This window comes from Aromatoleum tolulyticum (assembly GCF_900156155.1).
Classification (GTDB): domain Bacteria; phylum Pseudomonadota; class Gammaproteobacteria; order Burkholderiales; family Rhodocyclaceae; genus Aromatoleum; species Aromatoleum tolulyticum.
The window spans coordinates 70,054-95,266 of the sequence record NZ_FTMD01000008.1 but is presented as its reverse complement, the minus strand read 5'-3'; the positions used below and the strand labels follow the sequence as shown (position 1 = coordinate 95,266).

22 protein-coding genes are annotated in these 25,213 nt (G+C 67.8%); 16 read left to right on the top strand and 6 right to left on the bottom strand.

Translation table 11 applies throughout. The features are described 5' to 3' along the window. Positions 1 to 90: 90 nt before the first annotated feature. The gene (locus BW991_RS13250; protein ID WP_076602589.1) at positions 91 to 444 is read left to right on the top strand and encodes a DUF2917 domain-containing protein; all 354 of its coding nucleotides are present in this window, start codon (positions 91 to 93) and stop codon (positions 442 to 444) included. Positions 445 to 454: 10 nt separating this feature from the next. On the opposite strand, the gene BW991_RS13245 is transcribed toward BW991_RS13250, so the two are convergent. Genes BW991_RS13245 through glpK form a run of 3 tightly spaced genes read right to left on the bottom strand, consistent with a single transcriptional unit; the run spans position 455 to position 4,419 of the window. Further along, a complete protein-coding gene (locus BW991_RS13245) occupies positions 455 to 1,294 on the bottom strand; it encodes a DMT family transporter (protein WP_076602588.1) in 840 nt (279 codons plus the stop codon). 60 nt (positions 1,295 to 1,354) lie between these two features. Continuing rightward, on the bottom strand, positions 1,355 to 2,926 hold the full coding sequence (locus BW991_RS13240; protein WP_244551690.1) for a glycerol-3-phosphate dehydrogenase/oxidase: 1,572 nt from the start codon (positions 2,924 to 2,926) through the stop codon (positions 1,355 to 1,357). Between the two features lie 2 nt (positions 2,927 to 2,928). After that, entirely contained in the window at positions 2,929 to 4,419 is a 1,491-nt protein-coding gene (gene glpK / locus BW991_RS13235; protein WP_076602586.1) for a glycerol kinase GlpK, read from the bottom strand. A 131-nt stretch (positions 4,420 to 4,550) separates the two neighbouring features. Here glpK and BW991_RS13230 point away from each other — a divergent pair, with 131 nt between their 5' ends. The 3 genes from BW991_RS13230 to BW991_RS13220 are packed head-to-tail and all read left to right on the top strand — an operon-like array spanning position 4,551 to position 6,736. After that, entirely contained in the window at positions 4,551 to 5,438 is an 888-nt protein-coding gene (locus BW991_RS13230; RefSeq protein ID WP_076602585.1) for a DMT family transporter, read from the top strand. A gap of 60 nt (positions 5,439 to 5,498) precedes the next feature. Then, the gene (locus BW991_RS13225; protein ID WP_076602584.1) at positions 5,499 to 5,861 is read left to right on the top strand and encodes a SpoIIAA family protein; all 363 of its coding nucleotides are present in this window, start codon (positions 5,499 to 5,501) and stop codon (positions 5,859 to 5,861) included. Beyond that, a complete protein-coding gene (locus tag BW991_RS13220) occupies positions 5,858 to 6,736 on the top strand; it encodes a sulfurtransferase (RefSeq protein WP_076602583.1) in 879 nt (292 codons plus the stop codon). The genes BW991_RS13225 and BW991_RS13220 overlap by 4 nt, the downstream gene beginning before the upstream one ends. A gap of 15 nt (positions 6,737 to 6,751) precedes the next feature. On the opposite strand, the gene murI is transcribed toward BW991_RS13220, so the two are convergent. Together murI and queG are read right to left on the bottom strand one after the other, a co-directional pair. Then, positions 6,752 to 7,555, bottom strand: coding sequence for a glutamate racemase (murI, locus tag BW991_RS13215; RefSeq protein WP_170879101.1), 804 nt, complete (start codon positions 7,553 to 7,555; stop codon positions 6,752 to 6,754). Between the two features lie 42 nt (positions 7,556 to 7,597). Then, entirely contained in the window at positions 7,598 to 8,692 is a 1,095-nt protein-coding gene (gene queG / locus BW991_RS13210) for a tRNA epoxyqueuosine(34) reductase QueG (RefSeq protein WP_076602581.1), read from the bottom strand. Between queG and tsaE the strand changes: the two genes are divergently transcribed. The 9 genes from tsaE to BW991_RS13165 all read left to right on the top strand — a co-directional run bounded on the left by tsaE (position 8,678) and on the right by BW991_RS13165 (position 20,839). Beyond that, positions 8,678 to 9,190: a tRNA (adenosine(37)-N6)-threonylcarbamoyltransferase complex ATPase subunit type 1 TsaE gene (gene tsaE / locus BW991_RS13205; protein ID WP_076602580.1), complete on the top strand. Its 513-nt coding sequence runs from the start codon at positions 8,678 to 8,680 to the stop codon at positions 9,188 to 9,190. The genes queG and tsaE overlap by 15 nt on opposite strands. Then, a complete protein-coding gene (locus tag BW991_RS13200) occupies positions 9,187 to 10,503 on the top strand; it encodes an N-acetylmuramoyl-L-alanine amidase (RefSeq protein WP_170879100.1) in 1,317 nt (438 codons plus the stop codon). Before tsaE ends, BW991_RS13200 begins: the two co-directional genes overlap by 4 nt. Before the next feature lie 134 nt (positions 10,504 to 10,637). Further along, positions 10,638 to 11,588 (top strand): bifunctional riboflavin kinase/FAD synthetase, encoded by a 951-nt coding sequence (locus BW991_RS13195; RefSeq protein WP_076602578.1) that lies wholly within the window; start codon positions 10,638 to 10,640, stop codon positions 11,586 to 11,588. A gap of 24 nt (positions 11,589 to 11,612) precedes the next feature. Then, the gene (gene ileS, locus BW991_RS13190; protein WP_076602577.1) at positions 11,613 to 14,432 is read left to right on the top strand and encodes an isoleucine--tRNA ligase; all 2,820 of its coding nucleotides are present in this window, start codon (positions 11,613 to 11,615) and stop codon (positions 14,430 to 14,432) included. After that, the gene (lspA, locus tag BW991_RS13185) at positions 14,425 to 14,964 is read left to right on the top strand and encodes a signal peptidase II (RefSeq protein WP_212566895.1); all 540 of its coding nucleotides are present in this window, start codon (positions 14,425 to 14,427) and stop codon (positions 14,962 to 14,964) included. The genes ileS and lspA overlap by 8 nt, the downstream gene beginning before the upstream one ends. Then, complete coding sequence (locus tag BW991_RS13180) at positions 14,961 to 15,389, top strand: FKBP-type peptidyl-prolyl cis-trans isomerase (RefSeq protein ID WP_076602576.1); 429 nt, start codon at positions 14,961 to 14,963, stop codon at positions 15,387 to 15,389. Before lspA ends, BW991_RS13180 begins: the two co-directional genes overlap by 4 nt. A 36-nt stretch (positions 15,390 to 15,425) precedes the next feature. Further along, the gene (gene ispH, locus BW991_RS13175) at positions 15,426 to 16,364 is read left to right on the top strand and encodes a 4-hydroxy-3-methylbut-2-enyl diphosphate reductase (protein ID WP_076602575.1); all 939 of its coding nucleotides are present in this window, start codon (positions 15,426 to 15,428) and stop codon (positions 16,362 to 16,364) included. A gap of 253 nt (positions 16,365 to 16,617) precedes the next feature. Continuing rightward, positions 16,618 to 17,724, top strand: a complete 1,107-nt coding sequence (locus tag BW991_RS13170; protein ID WP_244551689.1) for an efflux RND transporter periplasmic adaptor subunit — start codon at positions 16,618 to 16,620, stop codon at positions 17,722 to 17,724. A gap of 10 nt (positions 17,725 to 17,734) precedes the next feature. Then, positions 17,735 to 20,839, top strand: coding sequence for an efflux RND transporter permease subunit (locus BW991_RS13165; RefSeq protein ID WP_076602573.1), 3,105 nt, complete (start codon positions 17,735 to 17,737; stop codon positions 20,837 to 20,839). 83 nt (positions 20,840 to 20,922) lie between these two features. Here the strand turns inward: BW991_RS13165 and BW991_RS13160 are convergent, their stop codons facing one another. Beyond that, the gene (locus BW991_RS13160; protein ID WP_076602572.1) at positions 20,923 to 22,023 is read right to left on the bottom strand and encodes an aromatic ring-hydroxylating oxygenase subunit alpha; all 1,101 of its coding nucleotides are present in this window, start codon (positions 22,021 to 22,023) and stop codon (positions 20,923 to 20,925) included. Between the two features lie 127 nt (positions 22,024 to 22,150). Between BW991_RS13160 and xseB the strand changes: the two genes are divergently transcribed. The 3 genes from xseB to dxs are packed head-to-tail and all read left to right on the top strand — an operon-like array spanning position 22,151 to position 25,178. After that, positions 22,151 to 22,396, top strand: a complete 246-nt coding sequence (gene xseB / locus BW991_RS13155; RefSeq protein ID WP_076602571.1) for an exodeoxyribonuclease VII small subunit — start codon at positions 22,151 to 22,153, stop codon at positions 22,394 to 22,396. A 23-nt stretch (positions 22,397 to 22,419) separates the two neighbouring features. Next, entirely contained in the window at positions 22,420 to 23,289 is an 870-nt protein-coding gene (locus BW991_RS13150) for a polyprenyl synthetase family protein (protein ID WP_076602732.1), read from the top strand. 23 nt (positions 23,290 to 23,312) lie between these two features. Then, on the top strand, positions 23,313 to 25,178 hold the full coding sequence (gene dxs, locus BW991_RS13145) for a 1-deoxy-D-xylulose-5-phosphate synthase (protein ID WP_076602570.1): 1,866 nt from the start codon (positions 23,313 to 23,315) through the stop codon (positions 25,176 to 25,178). The last annotated feature ends 35 nt before the right edge of the window (positions 25,179 to 25,213 follow it).

Sequence of the window (25,213 nt, the reverse complement as noted above, 5' to 3'; positions counted from 1 at the left end):
ATATGCCAGAAAAGATCGATTTTCACGATCGCCGTTCGCGATGACAATGGCTCCCACGACGGTTGTTCGACCGGAGCATCAGGAGGCATCATGGAAGCGAAATATGCGCGCCCGGAATGGAATCTGCAAGCAGGCGGAATCCTCTCGATCAATGATGCGAGCGACTGGGAAGTGAGTCTGGAAAGCGGCCACGCGTGGCTGACACTTGAGGGATACTCACAGGACAAGTGGCTCGGCGCAGGCGACCGTTTCCGTGTACCGGGCGATGGCCGGATGGTCATCGAGGCCGACCGCGACTCCCGCATCCGACTCGAACCGCCCCCCGCCAGCGCTCTGCAGCGTTTCCTCACGCGGATCGAGAGCGGCACACGGCGATTCGCGCGGACGGTCGCCAGCGTGACCGTGTATTCGGCCGAGCGCATCAGCTGCGGCCCGGCACGCTGAACGGCGCCGATCAGGCGCGGCGCTTGAGCAGCACGATGGCGACGCCGCCGAGGATCGCGATCGACGAAACGACGAGGCGCAGGGTCAGCGCCTCGCCGAGGAACAGCACCCCGCCCACCGCCGCGATCACCGGCACGCTGAGCTGGACGGTCGCGGCAGTCGTGGCGGTCAGGCCGCGCAGCGCCGCGTACCACACGGCATAGCCGGCCCCCGAGGCCAGCGCCCCGGAAAGCACCGCGTAGAGCGCACCGGCCGGATCGACGCGAACGTCGCCGGTGCCGAGGATGCCGAGCGCAAGCGCCATCGGCACCGTGCGCAGGAAGTTGCCGCCGGTTGCCGCCAGTGCGTCGGAAACCTTGCGGCCACGCAACGAATACACGCCCCACGCGATGCCCGCGCCTATCATCAGCAGCGCCCCGCCGAGCGGCGGTGCGCTCAGTCCGGGCAGCAGCAGGTACACCAGCCCGCCGAATGCGAGCAGCAAGCCGGCCGTCTGCTGCGCGCGCAGGCGCTCCCCGCGCGCGATTCCGGTCAGGATCATGGTCGCCTGCACCGCCGCGAACAGCAGCAGGGCCCCCACGCCGGTCGGCAAGGACACGTAGGCGAAGGAAAATCCCGCCGCGTAGGCGAACAGGGCCAGGGCCGATCCCCAGTTGCCCGCCTTGCCCGGACGCTGGCGTCGCCACTGCAGCAGGATGACGAGCATCACCGCACCGGACACGAGGCGGATCACGGTGAAGCTCGCCGGATCGATGGCGGTGTGCTGGAGCGCCAGGCGGCACAGCACGGAATTGGCCGCGAAGGCAATCATCGTGACCAGGGTCAGCGATGCGACACGCAAGGACGTCACACGGGTCTCCTCGACGGGAAAGCCGCACGGGCGCCCAGCGCGCCGCGCGACCTTCCCTTCTTATTCTTCTTCGGGCCGGGCGTATTGCCGGGCGAGTGCGCCGAAACGCCCCACCTCGGCCTCGCACCAGGCCGCATCCTTTCCCAACTCCTCCGCCAGCAGGCGCGCGACCTGCGGCGCGGCGGCGGCCGCTCCGGCGGCATCGAGGAACAGCGCCCGGTGCCGACGCGCCAGCACGTCCTCCACGCCGCGGGCGAGCTCGCAGCGCGCAGCGTAGCGCACTTCGGCTTCGGTCAGGCGCAAGCCCGCATGCACGGGGCGTCCGGCGCCGGGCAACGCGTCCACGGCGGCGCGCGCCGAACCGTAGGGATCGGATGAGGGCCCCGCCTCCGCGCCGTGCAGACGCAGCTCGGCGGTGACGCACGGACGGCGCGACAGGCCGGCAACCGACTGCGCGGTATCGACGGTTTCCTCGGCCATGCGGCGGTAGGTCGTCCATTTCCCGCCGGTAATCGTCACCAGTCCGCCCGGCGACACCTCGATGCAGTGCTCGCGCGACAGGCTACGGGTGGCGGAACGGTCCCCCGCGCCGATCAGCGGACGCAGGCCGACGAAGACGCTGCGGATGTCCGCGCGCGAGGGCGGCCGCACGAGATAGGGCGCAACGGCGTCGAGGATGAAATCGATCTCGCCCGCGAGCGGCTGCGGTTCCAGCGGGAGATCCCGCCTTGGCGAATCCGTGGTGCCGATCAGCACCCGCCCCTGCCACGGAATCACGAACAGGACGCGGCCGTCGGCGGTTTGCGGCACCAGCAGCGCATCGCGTCCGGGCAGGAATTCCGCATCCACCACGACATGCACGCCCTGGCTGGGTTTCAGCAAGGGACGCACCTGCGGAAGCTCCGCGCGGCGGATGGCATCGGCCCACACCCCGGTGGCGTTGACGACGACACCCGCGGCGATGCGGAATGTCTCGCCGGTCTCGGCGTCGTGCGCAAGGACGCCGTTCACCTGTCCGTCCTCGACGACCAGGCCGTCGACGGCAAGATAGTTGAGCGCGAGCCCGCCCAGGTCGACGTGCGTGCGCATCAGGGCCAGCGCAAGGCGCGCGTCGTCGAACTGGGCGTCCCAGTAGGCGATGCCTCCGCGCAGGCCGCCGGGCCTGAGCGTCGGCAGGGCGACGACGGTGCTCGCGGCATCGAGCACGCGGCTGTGGCCGATGCCGTGCATGCCCGAGAGCAGGTCGTAGAACGCGAGGCCGGCACCGAACTTGGGAATATCCAGCCAGTGATAGGCGGGCACAATGAAGCGCAACTTGCGCACCAGATGCGGCGCGTTCGCGAGCAGACGCGAGCGCTCGGCAAGGGCCTCATGCACGAGCGGGAGATTGCCCTGCGCGAGGTAGCGCACGCCGCCGTGGATCAGTTTGGTCGCACGCGAACTGGTCCCTTTCGCGAAGTCGTGGGCCTCGAGCAGCAGCGTGCGGTGACCGCGCGAGCTCGCATCGACCGCGCAGCCCAGCCCCGTCGCACCGCCGCCGATCACGACGACGTCCCACACATCGGTCGCGCGCAATCGGGCGAGCAGCGACGCCCGATCGAGCCGGCCCGCCGCGTCCCTGCCCGCTGTCACGCTCACGCTTCGGCCCAGCCGCGCGAGCGCTCGACGGCCCGATGCCAGCGAGCGATCAGCGCCTCGCGCCGCCCCGCGTCCATCGCCGGCTCGAAACGCCGCTCCGCGCGCCAATGCGCCGCGACCTCGTCCGCACCCGACCACACGCCGACGCCCAGACCGGCAAGATAGGCCGCTCCCAGCGCCGTCGTCTCCAGCATCTGCGGACGCACGACGGGTACGCCGAGCAGATCGGCCTGCATCTGCATCAGCAGGTCGTTCGCCGCCGCGCCGCCGTCGACGCGCAGTTCCGTCAGCGGCCCGGCCCCGTCGCGATCCATCGCCGCGACCAGATCCACCGTCTGCAGCGCGATCGCCTCCAGCGCCGCGCGCGCGATATGGGCGGCGCCGGTGCCGCGCGTCAGGCCGAACAGGGCACCGCGCGCGTACGCGTCCCAGTACGGCGCGCCCAGCCCGGTGAAGGCCGGGACCAGCACGACGCCGCCGCTGTCCGGAACGCTCGCGGCGAGCGCCTCGATCTCGCCCGAATGCCGGATCAGTCCGAGGCCGTCGCGCAGCCATTGCACGATCGCCCCGCCCATGAAGATGCTGCCTTCCAGCGCATAGCTGGTCCGCCCGCCGGCACGCCAGCCGACGGTCGTCAGCAGGCGGTTGGTCGAGGCGACGATGGCGTCGCCGGTGTTCATGAGCAGGAAGCAGCCGGTCCCGTAGGTGTTCTTCGCCATGCCGGGCGTGAAGCAGGCCTGGCCGAAGGTTGCGGCCTGCTGGTCGCCGGCGATGCCTGCGATGGGTACAGCAGCGCCGAGCACCTCGGCACGCGTCGTGCCGCACACGCCGCTGCTGTCGACAATTTGTGGCAACAGCGCGCGCGGAATGTCGAACAGGGCGAGGAGTTCGTCGTCCCAGTCACTGCTGTGGATGTTGAACAGCATCGTGCGTGCGGCGTTGCCCGGGTCGGTCACGTGCAGTGCGCCGCCACTCAGGTGCCACACCAGCCAGCTGTCGACGGTGCCGAAGGCCAGTTCGCCGGCTTCCGCCCGCCTGCGCGCACCCGGCACATTGCCCAGCAGCCAGGCGAGCTTGGTCGCCGAGAAGTAGGCATCGAGCTCCAGGCCGGTACGCTCACGGATCCGCTCGGCATGCCCTGCGGCGCGCAGTCGGTCGCACTCGGCGGCGGTGCGGCGGTCCTGCCACACGATCGCGGGCGCGAGCGCCCGGCCGCTCGAGCGCTCCCACAGGATGGTCGTCTCGCGCTGGTTCGTGATGCCGAGAGCCGCCAGATCACGCGTGCCGATCCCGGCGTCGGCGAGTGCGGCACGCGCACAGTCCAGTTGCGACGTCAGGATCTCGTCCGGATCGTGCTCGACCCAGCCCGGCTGCGGAAAGGACTGGGCGAAGGCCTTCTGCGCCACGCCGCGCACGCGCCCGTCGCCATCGAACACCATTGCCCGCGAACTCGTCGTCCCCTGATCCAGCGCCAGCAGCCAGCTCATGCCACCCCCGCAAAGACCGCGATGACGCAAGCCTACCGCGGCGTTGCGCGCGTGACCATCCCTCCCCGCGCTCGCGCACCCGGCCCGCATGTGGTTCAATACCGCTTTTCGCTGCACTGCAACAAGCCGCCATGCAATCCCTCTGGATGATCGTCGCCAGCCTCCTCTTCGCCTGCATGGGGGTGTGCGTCAAGCTCGGCGCCGGCACGTTCTCCACCGGGGAACTCGTGTTCTACCGCGGTTTCGTCGGCCTGCTGGTCGTCGCGCTCATCGCGCGCATCCAGGGCGTGCCGCTGCACACGCCGCACTGGCGGCTGCAGATCACCCGCGCACTGTCCGGCTGTGCGGCGCTGATGTGCTACTTCTACGCGATCAGCGCCCTGCCGCTGGCGACGGCCGTTACGCTCAATTACACGTCGCCGATCTTCGTCGCTCTGCTGCTCGCCCTATGGTTCCGCGAGCGCCTGCGCGGCCCGGTGATCGCGTCGGTCGCACTGGGTTTCGTCGGCGTCATCCTGCTGCTCAAGCCGACGCTGCAGGCCGCACAGTGGCTGGGCGCCTGCGCCGGCCTCGGCTCCGGCCTCGTCGCGAGCCTGGCCTACATCAACGTGCGCGAACTCGGCCGCGCCGGGGAGCCCGAGGCGCGGACGGTGCTGTGGTTCTCGGCGATCACGACCCTGCTCGGCATCCCGTGGGCGCTGTCCGGCGAGCTGAGCGCCATCGACCTGCAGGGCGGCGCGGCGCTCGCGGGCGTCGGCCTGTTCGGCGCACTGGCCCAGCTCGCGATGACCCGTGCCTATCGCTTCGGCAAGACCATCGTCGCGGCCAATCTGGCCTACACTACGGTGATCTTCTCGAGCCTTTTCGGCGTCCTGCTGTGGGACGAAATCCTCCCGCTCGACGCATGGATCGCCGTCGTACTGATCATCGCCAGCGGCGCGGCCGTGTCGGTCGCCTCGCGCCCGGCGCCGCAAGCGCTTCCCGCCGGCGCGGCCCCCGGAGGCCGCAGCCCCGATTGAAGCGGCTACCGCCCGGGGATATAGTAGTCTGCATAATCCAGTCGCCATGCGGAGGCAGTCATGATCACAACGGACCATCGCCCCAACCTGGTCGCCGTTGCCGTGTTCGGCGAATTCACGCTCGCGGACTACAAGGAGTTCGAAGAACTGGTCAATTACAAGATCCAGTTCGAGGGCCCGGTGAGCCTGCTGTTCGATCTGCGCGAAATGGCGGGTTTCACGCTCGACGTCGCGTGGGAGGAGATCAAGTTCTCGCGCAAGCACGCGCACGACTTCCGCCGCGTCGCCGTGCTCACGCAGGACCAGTGGCTGACGTGGAGCGCGTGGATCTCGCAGATCTTCGTCGACGCGGAAGTGCTCGTCTTCGACGACGAAACCGATGCACGCACCTGGCTCGAGGCGACCGAGGAGCCCGCACAGTGAGCAGTTCCGCTTCCTGCTGTTCCGCGTCCTACAGCACGCTGATCAGCGCCCACGAGCTCGCCCAGCACATCGACGATCCCGACTGGGTGATCTTCGACTGCCGCCACGATCTCGCGAACCGTGACTTCGGCCGCGACGTCTACGCCCGCGCCCATATTCCGGGCGCGCGCTTCCTGCACATCGACGAAGACCTGTCGAGCCCACTGACGGGAACAAACGGCCGCCATCCGCTGCCCGATCCCGCAGCGTTCGCACAGCGCCTCGCGCGAGCGGGTGTCGGCAACGAAACCCAGGTCGTCGCCTATGACGACGCTGGTGGCATGTTCGCCGCGCGCCTGTGGTGGATGATGCGCTGGATCGGACACCACTGCGCGGCGGTCCTCGACGGCGGACTGGTCGCCTGGCTGGAAGCCGGCCAGGCGCTCACCGCAAAAGTCCCCGAACCGGTTCCCGCGACCTTCCGCGTCTCGCTGCGTCCCGAAGTCGTGGATGCGGCCTACGTCCTCGATCACCTGAAAAACCCGGAGATGCTGCTGATCGACGCCCGCAGCCCGGACCGCTACCGCGGCGAGAACGAGACGCTGGACCCCGTCGGCGGGCACATTCCCGGCGCGATCAACCGCTTCTTCCGCGACAATCTCGACGGCCACGGACACTTCAAACAGGCTTCGATCCTGCGCGAGGAATTCGGCGCGCTGCTGAAGGGCGGCGACGCCCACCGCGTCGTGCACCAGTGCGGCTCGGGCGTCACCGCCTGCCACAACCTGCTGGCGATGGAATCCGCGGGACTGACCGGCTCGCGTCTCTACGCCGGCTCGTGGAGCGAATGGTGCGCCGATCCGGCGCGCCCGATAGCAACCGGCCCCGAGCGCTGACGGCCCGGGGCGGACCTACCACTCGACCTTTTCAACGGTGCCGAGCGAGCGCCCGAGAAAGCGCTCGCCTATCGTCTGGAAGCGCAAGGGCACATCGGTGACGACGAAGCGATAGGCCGTCGGCCCTGCGTGAGTGCTGGCGATGCCGAGTTCCAGCAGCTTGGCGGCCGCCAGCTCGGCCGTCGTGATCGCGGAGTCGACCAGCCGCACGCCTGGGCCGACGACATCGCGCAGCAGCGGCTTCAGCAGCGGATAGTGCGTGCAGCCGAGAACGAGGCTGCCGACCTCCTCGGCGAGCACCGGCTTAAGGTATTCCTGCGCCGTCAGCCGCGTCACCGGATGATCCAGCCAGCCCTCCTCGACCAGCGGCACGAACAGCGGGCAGGCCTGCGAATACACTCGCACGCCGGGATCCAGCGCATGGATGCGCCGCGCGTAGGCATTGCTGTTGATCGTCGTCGGCGTGCCGATCACGCCGATCCCGCGCCCGTTCGACTCTGCGACGGCCGCATGCGCGCCCGCCTCGATCACGTCGAGCACCGGGATGTCGCGCGCCAGGCGCCGCACCACGTCGGCTGCCACCGCCGCCATCGTGTTGCACGCGACGATCAGCATCTTGACGTCCTGCTGCAGCAGGAATTCGGTGATCTGCGCGGTGAAGTGTTCGATGGTCGCGACCGACTTGACGCCGTAGGGCACCCGCGCGGTGTCGCCGAAATACACGATGCGCTCGAGCGGCAGGCGCTCCATCAGGGCACGCACGACGGTCAGTCCGCCGATGCCGGAATCGAATACGCCTATGGGTCGGGAGGAGTCCAATGCAGAAACCAGGTCGGGACAAAAACGGATTTTACCGCAAGCTCACCCCTGCCGTAGCCCGTGCCGCTCCAGAGCCCAGGCGACATGCTCGCGCACGAGTTCCAATGGGTCGTCCGCCCGCGCCCGCAGCGCGGCCAGCACCGCCGGCGTGCCGGGCGCGTTGCCCAGCGCCACCGCGAGATTGCGCGACCAGCGCTCGAAGCCGATGCGATGGATCGCGCTGCCCGCCATCCGGTCCCGGAACTCGCTCTCGCTCCACGCAAACAGCTCGACCAGACTCGCCTCGTCGAGACGGTGGCGCGGCGCGAAGTCCGCTTCGGCGCCGAGTCGCGCGAAGCGGTTCCACGGACACGCGAGCTGGCAGTCGTCGCAGCCGTAGATGCGGTTGCCGATCAGCGGCCGCAGCGCCTCCGGAATCGCGCCCTTGAGCTCGATCGTCAGGTAGGAGATGCAACGCCGTGCGTCCACCCGATAGGGCGCGACGATCGCACCGGTCGGGCACGCGTCCAGGCAGGCGCGGCAGCTGCCGCAATGCGGCGTCTCGGGTGCGTCGAGCGGCAGCGGCAGGTCGGTGAAGATCTCGCCGAGGAAGAAGTACGAGCCGGCGCGGCGGTTCAGCAGCAAGGTGTGCTTGCCGCGCCAGCCGAGTCCCGACCGGCTCGCGAGTTCGACCTCGAGCACCGGCGCGGAATCGACGAACACGCGGAAACCGTGCGGCGCCTCGGCGGCGATGCGCTCCGCGAGCTTCTGCAGGCGGTTACGCATCAGCTTGTGGTAATCGCGCCCCAGCGCGTAGCGCGACACGTAGGCGCGCTGCGGGTCGTCCAGCGCGGCTTGCGCGTCGGCCGCCTGCGGCCAGTAATTCATGCGCACGCTCACGACCCGCAGCGTGCCCGGCACCAGTTCCGCCGGGCGCGCCCGCATCATGCCGTGCCGCGCCATATAATCCATGTCTCCGTGGAAACCGTCCGCAAGCCAGGCTTCGAGGCCGGGCTCGGCCGACGACAGATCCACACCGGACACGGCGAGATCGGCGAAGCCCAGCTCGCCGGCCCACACCTTCATCCGCCCGACGAGCGCGCTCAGGGACGCGTCGGGAGCGACATCCGCAGGGACTTCATCATGATTCACGTTCATCACCGGGCAGATGATAGCAGCCCGCTCACGGCGCACCTCGACGACGAATCCGACACCGCAAGCGCGGGCGCAGCCCTTGCAGCGGCCCTGCGCGTGGGCCTCGTCATCTACCTGCGCGGCGACCTCGGTGCCGGCAAGACAACCCTGGTGCGCGGGGTGCTGCGTGCCCTCGGTCACGACGGAAAGGTAAAAAGTCCGACGTACACCTTGATTGAACCTTATCTTGTTTCTAGATTACACTTATATCACTTTGATTTTTATCGCTTCGCAGTCCCAGAAGAATATCTGGAAGCAGGGCTGGACGAATATTTCGACGGAAACGGGGTATGTCTGGTCGAATGGCCGGACAAGGCGGCGCCTTACATTGCCGCACCGGACCTCGAAATCCGCCTCACCGTATCCGGCCCGGGCCGGCGCCTCGAAGCGCTGGCACTGACGGAGGCAGGACAGACATGCATACGCAAACTGGATTCGGAGCTGAGCCGGAACCCGACATGACTGCCGCGCCCGGCGTGACGCGACGCGACCTGCTGAAATTCGCCGGCGCGACGCTGGCACTGCTGGTCAGCCCGGTCGGCATGGCCGCGACCAGCCTCCTCGCGGTGCGCGTGTGGCCCGCGGCGGAATACACCCGCGTCACGATCGAAGGGAACTCGCAGCTCAAGTTCACCCACCTGCTGGTCACCGATCCGCACCGCCTCGTCGTCGACCTCGAAGGGGTCGAGTTCGACAGCGTGCTGCAGTCGCTGCCGTCCAAGGTGCTCGACTCCGACCCGTACATCAAGCTGATCCGCGCCGGCCGCAACCGGCCCGGGGTCGTGCGCCTGGTCGTCGAACTGAAGAGCGAGATCAACCCGCAGGTGTTCACGCTGGCACCGGTCGGCAACTACGGCCACCGCCTCGTGGTCGACCTGTACCCGACGACACCGGTCGATCCGCTGCTCGCCCTGATCGAGAAGTCCTCGCCGATGGATGCCGCGGCGGGACAGACGGGCGACGCACAGACTTCCGCCGACGCGCCCGCACAGATCGCGCGCCCCAGCCCCGCCGAGCAGGCATCCGGCACCCGGCGTTCCACGCGCCCGGCCGCCAACCGCCTCGTCACCATCGTGCTCGACCCCGGCCACGGCGGCGAAGATCCGGGTGCGGTCGGCGCACGCGGCAGCTTCGAAAAGAACGTCACGCTGTCGATCGCACGCCGCCTCAAGCAGAAGATCGACGCCGAACCGAACATGCGTGCGGTGCTCACGCGCGACGGCGACTATTTCGTACCGCTCGGCCAGCGCGTCACGCGCGCGCGGCGCGTACAGTCCGACCTCTTCGTGTCGATCCACGCCGACGCCTTCGTGCGCCCCGATGCGCGCGGCAGTTCCGTCTTCGTCCTGTCCGAAAGCGGTGCATCGAGCTCGGCCGCGCGCTGGCTCGCGCAGAAGGAAAACGACGCCGACCTGATCGGCGGCGTAAATCTCGCCAAGCAGGACGGCCACCTCGCCCGCACGCTGCTCGACCTGTCGCAGACCGCGACGATCAACGACAGCCTCAAGCTGGGCAAGGCCGTGCTCAACGAGCTGGGCGACATCAACAAGCTGCACAAGGCGCACGTCGAACAGGCCGGCTTTGCCGTGCTGAAGGCCCCGGACATCCCGTCCATCCTCGTCGAAACGGCGTTCATCAGCAATCCCGAGGAAGAGCAGCGGCTCAACGACGACGCCTACCAGGACAAGATGGCGAACGCGATCCTGCGCGGCCTGCGGATCTATTTCCGCGACAACCCGCCGCTCGGCCGCACCAAGATCGCACAGCTCGACTGATTCGCCGGAACCGGCCCTGAAGGCGGCACCGGCGACCGCCTCCTGCGCCCACAGCACCCGCAAGCACCGTCTGCGCCCGCCCCCCCCCAGAGCGGGCGCGTTGCCGTTATAATTACGGCTTTTTTCAGGCGGTTATGCAGGTTTTTCGCGGGATTCCCGGGCACGCCGCACAACCTTCGGTGCTCACCATCGGCAACTTCGACGGCGTGCATCGCGGCCACCAGGCGCTGCTCCAGATGCTCATCGACACCGCGCGCGCAATGTCGCTGCCGGCGGTGGTGATGACGTTCGAGCCCCATCCGCGTGAATACTTCTCGCCCGATGACGCCCCGGCCCGACTCGCCTCGCTGCGCGAGAAGCTGCTGCTCCTCGCCGCGGCCGGCGTCGACCGCGTGCATGTCTGCCGTTTCGACGCCCGTTTCGCTGCAGTGACCGCCGACCAGTTCATCGACGACATCCTCGTGCGTGGTCTCGGCGTGCGCCACCTCATCATCGGCGACGACTTCCGCTTCGGCGCGCGCCGCCAGGGCGACTTCGCGCTGCTGAAGGCACGCGGCGCGCAACAAGGTTTCGCCGTCGAGGCGATGCACACGCTCGACGTGGCCGGCGAGCGCGCATCCAGCTCGGCCGTGCGCGAGGCGCTCGCCGAAGGCGATCTCGCCCACGCCGCGCGCCTGCTCGGGCGCCCCTACAGCATCGCCGGCCGCGTGATCCGCGGCGATCGGATCGGCCGCCAGCTCGGCTTCCCGACTGCCAACATCCAGATGAAGCACCGCCGCCCCGCGCTCGCGGGCGTGTTCGCGGTCAGCGTCGAAGGCCTCGGCGAGACGCCGGTCGCCGGCGTCGCCAACATCGGCGTGCGGCCGTCCGTGACCAGTGCCGGCAAGCCCACGCTCGAAGTGCACCTCTTCGACTGGAACCGCGACTGTTACGACGCCCACCTGCGCGTGCATTTCCTCAACAAGTTGCGCGACGAGGCGAAGTTCGCTTCCCTCGATGCGCTCAAGGCCCAGATCGCCAAGGACGCGGCCGACGCCCGCGCCTGGTTCGCCGACAATCCCATCCGCCCCTCCAATTGCCCCTGATCGCCACCAAGGCCCGAACCCACCATGGCTGACTACCGCAAGACGCTCAACCTGCCCGACACCCCCTTCCCGATGCGCGGCGACCTCGCCAAGCGGGAGCCGGGCTGGATCGCCGCATGGCAGCAGAAGAAGCTCTACCAGAAGATCCGCAAGGCCGCGGCCGGCCGCCCGAAGTTCATCCTGCACGACGGCCCCCCGTACGCGAACGGCGACATCCACATCGGGCACGCGGTAAACAAGATCCTCAAGGACATCATCGTCCGCTCGAAGACCATGGCGGGCTTCGACGCCCCCTATGTGCCGGGCTGGGACTGCCACGGCCTGCCGATCGAGCACCAGATCGAGAAGCAGCACGGCAAGCACCTGCCGGCCGATCGCGCGCGCGAACTGTGCCGCGAGTATGCGGGCGAGCAGATCGAGCGCCAGAAGAAGGACTTCATCCGCCTCGGCGTGCTCGGCGACTGGGATAACCCCTACCGCACGATGCAGTTCTCCAACGAGGCCGACGAGATCCGCGCGCTCGGCGAGATGTACCGCAAGGGCTTCCTGTTCAAGGGCCTGAAGCCGGTGAACTGGTGCTTCGACTGCGGCTCGGCGCTCGCCGAGGCCGAAGTGGAATACCAGGACAAGAAATCGCCGGCGATCGACGTCGGCTTCCCGCTTGCCGACAGCGAACGTGACAAGCTCGCGCGCGCCTTCGGTCTCGACTCGCTGCCCGAGCAGCCCGTCCACATCGTGATCTGGACCACGACGCCCTGGACGATTCCGTCCAATCAGGCGCTCAACGTGCATCCCGAACTGATGTACGAACTGATCGAAACGCCGAAGGGCCTGCTGATCCTTGCCGCCGAGCTGCGCGCATCGGCCCTCGAACGCTACCAGCTCGACGGCCGCGTGCTCGCCGCCGCCCGCGGCGTCGCGCTCGATCGCATCCAGTTCCGCCACCCGTTCTACGACCGCGTCTCGCCCGTCTTCCTCGGCGACTACGTCGCGGCCGACGCCGGTACCGGCATCGTGCATAGCGCGCCCGCCTACGGCCTGGACGACTTCCAGTCCTGCATGCGCTACGGCATGCGCAACGACGACATCCTCAACCCGGTGCAGGGCGACGGCGTGTTCCACGAAAGCCTGCCCTTCTTCGGCGGCCTGTCGGTGTGGGACGCCAACCCCAAGATCGTCGAGAAGCTCGCCGAGGTCGGCAGCCTGTTCGCCTCGGGCAACCTCACGCACAGCTACATGCACTGCTGGCGCCACAAGACGCCGGTGATCTACCGCGCCACGACGCAATGGTTCGTCGGTATGGACCGCCTGCCCGGCCGCGACGCGGTCGAGCCGGGCGCGCCGACGCTGCGCGAACTGGCCCTCAAGGCCATCGACGAGACCCAGTTCTTCCCGTCCTGGGGCAAGGCCCGCCTGCACTCGATGATCGCCAACCGCCCCGACTGGTGCGTGTCGCGCCAGCGCAACTGGGGTGTGCCGATCCCGCTGTTCCTCGACAAGGAAACCGGCGAGCCGCATCCGAGGAGCCTCGAACTGCTCGAAGACGTCGCCAAGCGCGTCGAGAAGGAAGGCATCGACGCCTGGTTCAAGCTCGACCCGACCGAACTCCTCGGCGCCGAGGCCGCGCAGTACGACAAGATGCGCGACACGCTCGACGTCTGGTTCGACTCCGGCACCACGCACTGGACGGTGCTGCGCGGCTCGCACGCCGACGTCAGCCGCTGGCCCGCCGACCTCTACCTCGAAGGCTCGGACCAGCACCGCGGCTGGTTCCACTCGTCGCTGCTCACCGGCTGCGCGGTCGACGGCCGCGCCCCCTACGACGGCCTGCTGACCCACGGCTTCGTCGTCGACGGCCAGGGCAAGAAGATGTCGAAGTCCAAGGGCAACGTGGTCGCGCCGCAGGAAGTCTCCGACAAGCTCGGCGCCGAAATCCTGCGCCTGTGGGTCGCCGCGACGGACTACTCGGGCGAGCTGACGATCTCGAAGGAGATCCTCGACCGCGTCGTCGAAGTCTATCGCCGCCTGCGCAACACCCTGCGCTTCCTGCTCGCCAACACCGCCGACTTCGACATCGAGAAGGACGGCGTGCCGGTCGAGCAGTGGCTAGACATCGACCACTACGCCCTCGCACTCACGCAGCGCCTGCAGGAACAGGTCACCGGCGACTACGCGCGCTACGAATTCCACAAGATCGTCCAGGCGCTGCAGAACTTCGCCGCGGAAGACCTCGGCGCGTTCTACCTCGACATCCTCAAGGACCGCCTGTACACCACCCAGGCGGACTCGCGCGCGCGCCGCGCCGCGCAGACCGCGCTGTGGCACATCACCCAGGCGATCACCCGCATGATGGCGCCGATCCTCGCCTTCACCGCCGAGGAAATCTGGCACCTCATCGGCAAGAACAGTGAAGACAGCGTCATGCTGCACACTTGGCACGAACTGCCCGCACTCACCGACAGCGAGGCGCTGGTCGCCCGCTGGACGCTGATCCGCGAGGAGCGCGCGAAGGTGCAGAAGGTCCTCGAAGGCCTGCGCACCGAAGGCAGGATCGGCTCTTCGCTGCAGGCCGAAGTCGTCGTGCGCGCGAGCGGCGCGACGTACGACGCGCTGGCGAGCCTCGGCGACGATCTGCGCTTCGTGCTGATCACCTCGCGTGCCGAGCTCGTGCGCGCCGCCGACGAGGCGACCGAGGGCGTCGACGCGGGCTCGTCGGCGCACGCCAAGTGCGGCCGTTGCTGGCACTTCCGCGCGGACGTCGGCAGCCACGCCGACCACCCGGAACTGTGCGGCCGCTGCCACGACAACCTGTTCGGTGCCGGAGAAACGCGCGTCCATGCGTGAATCCGCCGCAGCCCCGCAAGCGGCCCGCGGCGCCCCCGCGCTGACGCGCCGCTTCTTCGGCTGGCTCGAACTCGCGGCGCTGGTGATCGGCCTGGACCAGCTGACGAAATGGCTCGTGCTGTCGAAGCTCGAATTCGGCGAGGCCATTCCGGTGACGGGCTTCTTCCAGCTCGTGCTGGTCTACAACCCGGGCGCGGCGTTCAGCTTCCTCGCCGACCACTCCGGCTGGCAGCGCTGGTTCTTCGTCGTCCTCGCCCTGGGCGTGTGCGGCTGGCTCCTCGCGCTGCTGCGCCAGCACCAGCGCGAGACGCTCCTGCCGCTCGCCTTCAGCCTGCTGATCGGCGGGGCGCTGGGCAACGTGATCGACCGCCTCGTGCACGGCGCCGTCGTCGATTTCCTCTATTTCCACATCGGTCGCTATGGCTGGCCGGCCTTCAACGTGGCGGACGCGGCGATCACCGTCGGCGTCGCCCTGATGCTGTGGGCGCAGTTCCGCGCACCGCGCAACACCACTCCGGAGAACCCCTCGTGACGCAGACCGTCCAACCGAACAGCCTCGTAACCCTGCATTACTGCATCGCACTGGAAAATGGCCAGCCGCTCATCAGCACCTTCGAGGGCACGCCCGCGACGCTGCAGCTCGGCTGCGGCGATCTCCTCCCGAGCCTCGAGCGCGTGCTCGAAGGCCTCGAAGTCGGCACCCGCCAGCAATTCACGCTGGCGCCGGAACAGGCCTTCGGCCCCTACAACCCGGACCTCGTCGAACACGTCAAGCGCGAACACATGCCCGACGAGGAGATCGAACCGATGACGATCATGGAGTTCGGCGCACCGGACGGCACCCGTTACTCGGGCCTCGTGCGCGAGATCGACGACGTCCGCGCGATCGTCGATTTCAACCACCCGCTCGCCGGCAAGACCATCCGCTTCGAGGTGGACATCATCGGCGTGCTCTGACGCACCACGCGCCCCGACCCCGACACAGAGACCATAATGAACGACCCTGAAATCCTGCTCGCCAACCCGCGCGGCTTCTGCGCCGGGGTGGAACGGGCGATCGAAATCGTCGAGCGCGCGCTGGAACGCTTCGGCGCACCGATCTACGTGCGCCATGAAGTCGTGCACAACAAGTTCGTCGTCGACAGCCTGCGCGCCAAGGGTGCCGTGTTCGTCGAAGAGCTCGACGAGGTGCCCGCGGGCAACACCGTCATCTTCAGCGCCCACGGCGTGCCGCAAACGGTGCGCGCCGAGGCCGAGAAGCGCGGCCTGCGCGTGTTCGACGCCACCTGCCCGCTCGTCACCAAGGTGCATATCGAAGTCGCCCGCATGCGCGAGCAGGGGCGCGAGATCGTCATGATCGGGCACAAGGGCCACCCCGAGGTCGAAGGCACGATGGGCCAGGTGAAGGACGGCATCCACCTTGTCGAAAAAGTCGAAGACGTCGCCGCGCTGAACGTCGCCGACCCCGAAATGCTCGCCTACGTCACCCAGACCACCCTTTCGGTGGACGACGCGGCCACCCTCGTTGCCGCCCTGCGCGAACGCTTCCCGGCCATCGTCGGACCGAAGAAGGACGACATCTGCTACGCGACGCAGAACCGGCAGGACGCCGTGAAGTTCATGGCGCCGCGCGTCGACATCGTCTTCGTCGTCGGCTCGCGCAACAGCTCGAACTCCAACCGCCTGCGCGAAGTGGCCGAACTGCTCGGCGTGCCCGCCCATCTCATCGACAACGCCGACGGCATCGACCCGGCCTGGCTCGAGGGCAGGAAGCGCATCGGCGTGACCGCCGGCGCCTCGGCGCCGGAAGTGCTTGTCGATGCCGTCATCGAGCGCCTCAAGGCACTCGGCGGCGGCCCGGTGCGAACCCTCGAAGGCGTTCCCGAGCGCGTCACCTTCCCGCTGCCCAGAGAACTGCAGGCCGACGCCTGAACGCGCAGTCCCCGCCATGACGGCCCCATGGCGGGGCGACAACCGCGCGAGCCACAGCGCGCGGTTGCCAAGCCGCGCACAAGAGGGCTAAATATGCCGTTATCGAGCGTCGTACGGCAGTTCTCCGGCCCACACGCCGCTTGCGTACCAAGACGCATCACCCCCCAGCGTCACGCGAGGAGCGGTGATATCCAGCAGCCCCAGGGGAGCCCCTGCCGCGATGAAACGCCAACATTCCGAACGGCTGGCAGCGTTGTTGCCGGCCGCCGCGCTCGCCATCCTCGGGGCGTGCAGCGCCCCGAATGCCGACACGCCGCAGCCCCCCCCCACCGCCGCGACGTCCGCTGCACGGCCAGCCCTCACCGTCGAAGTCACCAGCCCGCAGCCGGTCGCTTGGAGCCGATCGATTCCCGCGACCGGCAATGTGGCCGCGTGGCAGGAGACGATCGTCGGCAGCGAGATCGGGGGACTGCGCATCGCGCAGGTACACGCGAACGTCGGCGACCGGGTCAGGAAGGGTCAGATACTGGTGACCCTCGACGACGCCGTCGTGCAGGCCGACCTCGCCCAGGCCCGCGCCCAACTCCAGGAGGCGCGGGCCATGCACGCCGAAGCCCGCGCCAACGGCGACCGCGCCCGGCGCTTCCAGCCGACGGGCATGATGAGCCAACAGCAGGTCACGCAATACCTGACGGCCGAACAGACCGCGAAGTCGCGCATCGAACTCGCCGCGGCACGCGTCCAGCTGGCTGAACTGCGCGTCCGCCAGACCCGCATCCTCGCCCCCGACGACGCGCTCATATCCGGGCGCGCCGCGACAATGGGAACCGTCCCGCAGGCAGGACAGGAACTCTACCGCCTCATCCTGCAAGGACGCCTCGAATGGCGTGCGGAGGTCGCGGCGGACGATATCGGCCAGATTCGCTCCGGCGACGCGGCGAAGCTGAAACTGGCCAGCGGCGAAACCATCGATGGCCGTGTGCGCAGCATTGCGCCATCGATCGACCCGCAGACGCGCAACGGAATCGTCTATGTCGATCTCGCCGAAAGCGCCGCGAAGTCGGGCATGTTCGCAAGTGGCGAAATCACCCCGGCGGCCCAGGACACTCCCCATGTGCTGAGCCTGCCGCAATCGGCCGTACTCCTGCGCGATGGATTCACCTACGTCTTCCGGGTAGGCCCGGACAAGAAGCTGACGCAGGTACGCGTGGCGCCCGGCCGCCGTCGCGGTGATCGCATCGAGATCGTGTCCGGTATTGCCGACGGCGAACACTTTGTCCAGAGCGGCGTGGGCTTCCTGAACGATGGCGATCTGGTCGAGGTAACGGCAGCCACGCCGGCCGCCTCGCCGCAGCAGTGAGGCACCGGCCATGAATGTCTCGTCATGGTCGATCCGCAACCCCGTTCCGGGCGTGCTGCTCTTCATCATGCTGAGCCTGCTCGGCATGCTTTCGTTCTCGCGCATGAAGGTGCAGAACTTCCCGGACATCGACCTCCCGACCGTCGTCCTGAGCGCGAGCCTCCCCGGCGCTGCGCCGGCACAGCTCGAGACTGAAGTCGCGCGCAAGGTCGAGAACTCGATCGCGACACTGCAGGGCGTCAAGCACATCTACACCCGCATCCAGGATGGCGTCGCGACGATCACCACCGAGTTTCGTCTCGAAAAGCCGACGCAGGAAGCGGTCGACGACGTGCGCGACGCATTCTCGCGCGTCCGCTCCGACCTGCCGAGCGATCTGCGCGATCCGGTGATCCAGCGCTTCAACCTGTCGGGCCTGCCCATCGTCACCTACACGGTCGGCTCCGCGACGCAGGACGAGGAAGCCCTGTCCTGGTTCGTCGACAACACCGTCGCAAAGGCTCTCCTGTCCGTGCCCGGCGTCGGACAGATCACGCGAGTCGGCGGAGCCACGCGCGAGGTGCGCCTGGAGCTCGACCCCGCGCGCCTGCTCGCGCTCAACGTCACGGTTGCCGACATATCCCGCCAGTTGCGGCGCATCCAGCTCGAATCGTCGGGCGGGCGCACGGAACTGGGCAGCGGCGAGCAGGCCGTCAGGACGCTCGCCACCGCGCTGAGTGCCGCCGAACTCGCGGACATGGACATCGTGCTCAGCGACGGCCGCCACGTGCGCCTCGGCAGCCTCGGCCGGCTCGAGGACACCGTGGCGGAGCGACGCTCTGCCGCCCTCCTCGACGGCAAACCGGTGGTCGGCTTCGAGATCGTGCGCGCACGCGGCGCAGGCGAGATCGAGGTCGCCGAGGGCGTCGCCCGCCGCATCCACGAGCTGTCCGCGACGCACCCCGACATCACGTTCCGCGAGGCGTACAACTTCGTCGATCCGGTGCGCGAAGGCTACCACGGCTCGCTGTGGCTGCTGGCCGAGGGCGCCATCCTCGCGGTCATCGTCGTGTGGTTCTTCCTGCGCGACTGGCGCGCCACCTTCGTCGCCGCGACGGCCCTCCCGCTCTCGGTGCTACCCGCGCTGATCGGCATCGAATACCTCGGCTTCTCGATCAACGTCGTGACGCTGCTCTCGATCTCGCTCGTGATCGGCATTCTCGTCGACGACGCGATCGTCGAGATCGAGAACATCGTGCGCCACCTGCGCATGGGCAAGACGCCCTATCAGGCCGCGATGGAAGCGGCCGACGAGATCGGGCTCGCGGTCATCGCCACCACTTTCACGCTCGTCGCCGTGTTCCTGCCCACCGCCTTCATGAGCGGCGTATCGGGCAAGTTCTTCAAGCAGTTCGGATGGACCGCGGCGCTCGCCGTGATGGCCTCGCTGCTCGTCGCACGCATGCTGACGCCGATGATGTCGGCGTATCTGCTGCGGCCGATGGCGCATCAGACGCAGGAAGGCCGCCCCACGACCCTGTACCTTGGATGGGTACGCGCCTGCCTGCGCCGGCGCTGGCTGACGATGCTCGCCGCGCTCGGCTTCTTCGCCGGATCCCTGGCACTGATCCCGCTCCTGCCCACGGCCTTCATGCCACCCGACGATCTCGCCCAGACGCTCGTTTCGGTCGAACTGCCGCCGGGCAGCCGCTTCCGCGACACCTACCGCGTGGCGGAGCAGGCGCGCGAGATCCTCGAGCGCAACGAGCACGTCAAGCGCGTGTATACGGCAATCGGGGGCGGCACCGCCGGGACCGACGCCTTCACGGCAGGCGGGGCCCCGGAAGTGCGCAAGGCATCCCTGACGATCAACCTCACCCCGCGAAACGAACGCACGGTCAGCAAACAGCAGATCGAGGCGCAATTGCGCGAGGCATTGCACTCCCTGCCCGGCGTTCGCGTACGCGTCGGCCTGGGCGGCAGCGGCGAAAAATATGTATTCACGGTCGTCGGCGACGACGCCGAGATGCTGTCCCGGATCGCGCGTCAGGTCGAACGGGAGCTGCGCACGATCCACGACGTCGGCAACATCACGTCGAGCGCAAGCCTGGTGCGGCCGGAAGTGGTCGTCCGGCCGAACTTCGCCCGCGCCGCCGATCTCGGCGTCACGGCGGCGGCAATCTCGGACTCCCTGCGCATCGCCACCGCCGGGGATTACGACTTCGGACTCGCCAAGCTGAACCTGTCCGAGCGTCAGGTCCCCATCGTCGTCCGGCTTCCTGAGGCCGCACGCAGCGACATCGACCTCCTCGCACGCCTGCCCGTCCCCGGCGGCCAAGGCAACGTGATGCTCGGCAATGTCGCCGACATCGGAATCGAAAGCGGCCCTTCCGAGATCGCGCGTTTCGACCGGCGCCGCAACATCAATTTCGACATCGAACTCACATCCCGTCCGATGGGCGAGGTCGAGGCGGATGTGCGCGCATTGCCCGCACTGCAAGCGCTCCCCGCGGGCATCTCCTGGCAACCGGTCGGCGATGCCGACGAAATGCGCACCCTCTTCACGAGCTTCGGCATCGCCATGCTCACCGGGGTGCTGTGCATCTACGTCGTCCTCGTGCTGCTGTTCCGCGAGTTTACGCAGCCATTAAGCATCCTCGCGGCGCTGCCGCTGGCGCTGGGTGGCGCCTTCGTCGCCCTCATCCTGGCGGATAGCAGCTTCTCGCTCCCCTCCCTGATCGGTCTCATCATGCTGATGGGGGTCACGAGCAAGAACTCCATCCTGCTGGTCGAGTACGCGATCGTTGCGCGCCGCGACCAAGGTATGTCCCGCCTCGACGCAGTGATCGACGCCTGCCGCAAGCGCGCCCGCCCCATCATCATGACCACCATCGCGATGGGTGCCGGCATGTTGCCGATCGCGCTCGGCATCGGTGTCGACCCCTCCTTCCGCGCGCCGATGGCGATCGCCGTCATCGGCGGACTGGTCACCTCGACCTTCCTGAGCCTGCTCGTGATTCCGGTCGTCTACACACTCGTCGATGACGCGCTCGCGCGCTGGCGCAAACAGCATGACCGTCGCACCGCGGTCCGGGACGGACAGGCAACACCGGACACCGGCCTGCGCCGCTCCTGATATAAAAAAGGGCCGCCCGCAGGCGACCCGATTCTTGCGCGCCTCGCACGGTGCCGAAACGCACCATGCGCCGCCATCGCGTATCAGAGATGCTCCCCCATGATGCGGCGATAGAACTCGTGAAAGTGCTGCATCCCGTCCTCGTACGGCGACTGGTAAGGCCCCACCTCGTTGCGCCCCTCCTGCAGCAAAGCCCAACGGCCGCGGTCCATGCGCTCGCCGATCACGTCGTCCTCGATCGCCGTCTCCATGTAGGCGGCCTGCTCGGCCTCGACGAACTCGCGCTCGAACTCGACGATGTCCTCCGGATAGTAGAACTCGACCACGTTGGTCGTGCGGTTCACGTCCGTCGGAATCAGGGTGCTGACCACCAGCACATGCGGATACCACTCCACCATCACGTTCGGATAATAGGTAAGCCAGATCGCTCCCTGTTCCGGCCGCTTGTCGCCGTAGTAGTCCAGCACCGCCTTGTGCCACTTCCGGTAGGTCGCGGACCCCGGCTTCGCGAGGGAGGTGATCCCCACGCGCTGCACCGAGTACCAGTCGCCGAACTGCCATGTCAGATCGTCGCAGGTCACGAAGCTGCCCAGGCCCGGATGGAAGGGCACGACGTGGTAGTCCTCCAGATAGACCTCGATGAAGGTCTTCCAGTTGTACCTGCACTCGTGGATCTCGACGCGATCGAGCTTGTAGCCGGAGAAATCGAACTGCCCGGCCACGTTCATGCCGGCGAGGTCGGCCGCGGCCGAGCGCGGACCTGCGAACAGCAGGCCGTTCCAGTTCTCGAGCGCATCGCGCTTCAGGTTGAGGCAGGGGTTTTCGGGGAAATGCGGCGCACCGAGCAATTCGCCCTGCTGGTCGTAGGTCCAGCGGTGGATCGGACAGACGATGCGCTCGGCCTTGCCGGAACCTTCGAGCATGATCGCCTGACGGTGGCGACAGATGTTCGAAAGCCGATGGACACCGTCACCGCTGCGAAACAGGAGCTTGGAATGATCCAGCCACTCGAGCGACCGATAGCTGCCGACCTCCGGCACCATCAACTCATGACCGACATAACCCGGCCCGGCCTGGAACAACAGACGTTTTTCGAGTTCGAAGATGCTTTCGTCGAAATACGCCGACACCGGCAACTGAGACACCGCCGGGGACAATTTGGCCTTGGAAGCAAGGTCGGACACCCCCGAACCTCCCATGAAAAGTCAAGAAATTCGGAAAAACCAGCAGGCCATTTTATGCGAGAAGTAATTTGACCGCCAGTGGCGCGATCGGTTACTTTTCTCCCTTTTACTGGCCCGGCTTCGAGTCATGGCAAAGACGGCAAACTCGCCGAAATCCTTCGAATCGGCCATCGCCGAACTCGAATCGATCGTGCAGGAAATGGAAACCGGCAACATCACGCTGGAACAGGCGCTGGAACACTACCAGCGCGGCGCCGGCCTGCTGAAATACTGCCAGGAAACCCTGCAGGCGGCCGAGCAGCGCGTGCTCCAGCTCGAGAACGGCGCGCTCGCCCCGCTCGACAACCCCGAAGACAGGAGGAGCCCGGAGTGAGCGGGAATCATTTCGCCGCCTGGATGGAAAGCGTCCAGCACCGCACCGAAACCGCCCTCGGCACGATCCTCCCCGATGCGGCGATCGCGCCGCAACGCCTGCACGAGGCGATGCGCTACGCCGCCCTGGGCGGCGGCAAACGCGTGCGTCCGCTGCTCGTGCATGCCGCCGGCGAGATCGCCGGAGCCGACCCCGAGCGCCTCGATCGCGTCGCCTGTGCCGTCGAGCTCATCCACGCCTACTCCCTCGTCCATGACGACCTGCCCTGCATGGACGACGACGTCCTGCGGCGCGGCAAACCGACCGTGCATGTCGAATACGACGAGGCGACCGCACTGCTGGTGGGCGATGCGCTGCAGGCGCTCGCCTTCCAGACCATCGCCGAAGGCCGTGGGAACGACGACCCCGCCGTGCAGCTCGAGATGGTCACGCTCCTCGGACGCGCCTCCGGGTCGCGCGGCATGGCCGGCGGCCAGGCCATCGACCTCGGCGCCGTGGGCAAGCAGCTCACGCGCGAAGAGCTCGAATTCATGCACATCCACAAGACCGGCGCCCTGATCCGGGCCGCGGTGCTGCTCGGCGCGCAGTGCGGCGCCCCGCTCGCTCCCGACGCGCTGGCCCGCCTCGACCGCTACGGCAAGCTCGTCGGCCTGCTGTTCCAGGTCGTCGACGACATCCTCGACGCCCAGGCCGACACCGCGACGCTGGGCAAGACGGCGGGCAAGGACGCGGACCAGAACAAGCCGACCTACGTCACGTTGCTGGGCCTGTCCGAAGCGCGCACGCTGGCCGACGTGCTGCTTGCCGACGCCCGTGACGCCATCGCGCCCTTCGGTGCCGCGGCCGCCAGGCTGGACGAACTCGCGAACTTCATCGTTCACCGCCGATTCTGAATTCCGCTCTGCCGGACATCCACATGCCTCAGTACCCCCTGCTGCACCGCATCGATTCGCCGTCCGACCTGCGCCGCTTCGAGCGGCGCGATCTGCATGCGCTTGCGACCGAACTGCGCGCCTTCCTGATCGAGTCGGTGTCGAAGACCGGCGGACACCTGTCGTCGAACCTCGGCACCGTCGAACTCACGATCGCGCTGCACTACATCTTCGACACACCCGATGACCGCATCGTCTGGGACGTCGGCCACCAGACCTACGGCCACAAGATCCTGACCGGGCGCCGCGAGGCGATGAGCGGGTTGCGCCGTTTCGGCGGCATCTCCGGATTTCCGCGGCGCTGCGAGAGCGAGTACGACACCTTCGGCACCGCTCACTCGTCCACCTCGATTTCGGCCGCGCTGGGCATGGCAGTCGCCGCGCGCGACCGTGGCGACAGCGAACGCCGCTCGATCGCCGTCATCGGCGACGGCGCGATGTCGGCCGGCATGGCGTTCGAAGCGCTCAACAACGCAGGCGACACCAGCGACGTGAATCTGCTGGTGATCCTCAACGACAACGAGATGTCCATCTCGCCGCCGGTCGGGGCGCTGACCAAGATCCTCGCGCGCATGCTCTCGGGCAGCACCTACAACGCCGCACGGCGCGCCGGCGAAAAGGTCCTCGGCGTCGCCCCGCCGATGCTCGACTTCGCCCGCAAGGTCGAGGAGCACGTCAAGGGCCTCATCACGCCGGGCACGCTGTTCGAGGAGTTCGGCTTCCATTACTACGGACCGATCGACGGCCACGACCTCGACGCCCTGATTCCCACGCTGCAGAACCTCAGGAAGCTCAACGGGCTGCAGTTCCTGCACGTGATCACGCGCAAGGGCCAGGGCTACAAGCTTGCCGAAGCCGACCCCATCCTCTACCACGGCGTGTCGAGCTTCGACCACCGTGCCGGCATCCAGAGCGGCAAGGGCGGCGGCAAACTCACCTATACCCAGGTCTTCGGCGACTGGTTGTGCGACATCGCCGCGCGCGACGACAAGGTCATCGGCATCACGCCGGCAATGCGCGAAGGCTCGGGAATGGTGCGATTCGCGAAGGAATTCCCCGAGCGCTACCACGACGTCGGCATCGCCGAGCAGCACGCCGTGACGTTTGCGGGCGGTCTCGCGTGCGAGGGCTTCAAGCCGGTTGTCGCGATCTACTCGACCTTCCTGCAGCGCGCCTACGACCAGCTGATCCACGACGTCGCGCTGCAGAACCTGCCCGTCGTGTTCGCGATCGACCGCGCCGGCGTGGTCGGCGCCGACGGCGCCACGCACCACGGCGCCTTCGACCTGTCCTACCTCGCCTGCATCCCGAACATGGTCGTGATGACGCCTGCCGACGAGAACGAATGCCGGCAGATGCTCTACACCGCCTACCGGCACAACGGCCCCACGGCGGTGCGCTATCCGCGCGGCAGCGGCATGAACGTTCGCCCGGAGAGCGCGATGACCGAACTACCCCTGGGCAAGGGCGAAATCCGCCGCCAGGGCAGGAAGGTCGCCCTGCTCGCCTTCGGCAGCCTGCTGACCAATGCGCTCCTCGTCGGCGAGGAGATCGACGCGACGGTCGCCAACATGCGCTTCGTGAAACCGATCGACGCGGCACTGATCGAAGAACTGGCAGCCAACCACGAACTGATCGTGACGCTGGAGGAAAACGCGGTGATCGGCGGCGCGGGGTCCGAAGTCGCACGCGTGCTCGAAAGCCTGCCGCACCGGCCCCGCCTGCTGCGGCTTGGCTTGCCGGACCATTTCGTCGATCATGGAGACCAGAGCCAGCTGTTCGAACAAGTCGGGTTGCACCCCGCGGGGATCCTGAGCGCCATTGAGCGCATCTATGTGCGCAATAGCTGAGCGAATTGGTCGGGAAATGGTAGCATTGACCCGCA

Coding starts and splice junctions, on each gene's coding strand:
- BW991_RS13250 (WP_076602589.1), top strand. CDS start 91: ATGGAAGCGAAATATGCGCGCCCGGAATGGAATCTGCAAGCAGGCGGA.
- glpK (WP_076602586.1), bottom strand. CDS start 4,419: ATGAGCTGGCTGCTGGCGCTGGATCAGGGGACGACGAGTTCGCGGGCA.
- BW991_RS13230 (WP_076602585.1), top strand. CDS start 4,551: ATGCAATCCCTCTGGATGATCGTCGCCAGCCTCCTCTTCGCCTGCATG.
- BW991_RS13225 (WP_076602584.1), top strand. CDS start 5,499: ATGATCACAACGGACCATCGCCCCAACCTGGTCGCCGTTGCCGTGTTC.
- tsaE (WP_076602580.1), top strand. CDS start 8,678: ATGATTCACGTTCATCACCGGGCAGATGATAGCAGCCCGCTCACGGCG.
- queG (WP_076602581.1), bottom strand. CDS start 8,692: ATGAACGTGAATCATGATGAAGTCCCTGCGGATGTCGCTCCCGACGCG.
- BW991_RS13200 (WP_170879100.1), top strand. CDS start 9,187: ATGACTGCCGCGCCCGGCGTGACGCGACGCGACCTGCTGAAATTCGCC.
- BW991_RS13195 (WP_076602578.1), top strand. CDS start 10,638: ATGCAGGTTTTTCGCGGGATTCCCGGGCACGCCGCACAACCTTCGGTG.
- ileS (WP_076602577.1), top strand. CDS start 11,613: ATGGCTGACTACCGCAAGACGCTCAACCTGCCCGACACCCCCTTCCCG.
- lspA (WP_212566895.1), top strand. CDS start 14,425: ATGCGTGAATCCGCCGCAGCCCCGCAAGCGGCCCGCGGCGCCCCCGCG.
- ispH (WP_076602575.1), top strand. CDS start 15,426: ATGAACGACCCTGAAATCCTGCTCGCCAACCCGCGCGGCTTCTGCGCC.
- BW991_RS13165 (WP_076602573.1), top strand. CDS start 17,735: ATGAATGTCTCGTCATGGTCGATCCGCAACCCCGTTCCGGGCGTGCTG.
- xseB (WP_076602571.1), top strand. CDS start 22,151: ATGGCAAAGACGGCAAACTCGCCGAAATCCTTCGAATCGGCCATCGCC.
- BW991_RS13150 (WP_076602732.1), top strand. CDS start 22,420: ATGGAAAGCGTCCAGCACCGCACCGAAACCGCCCTCGGCACGATCCTC.
- dxs (WP_076602570.1), top strand. CDS start 23,313: ATGCCTCAGTACCCCCTGCTGCACCGCATCGATTCGCCGTCCGACCTG.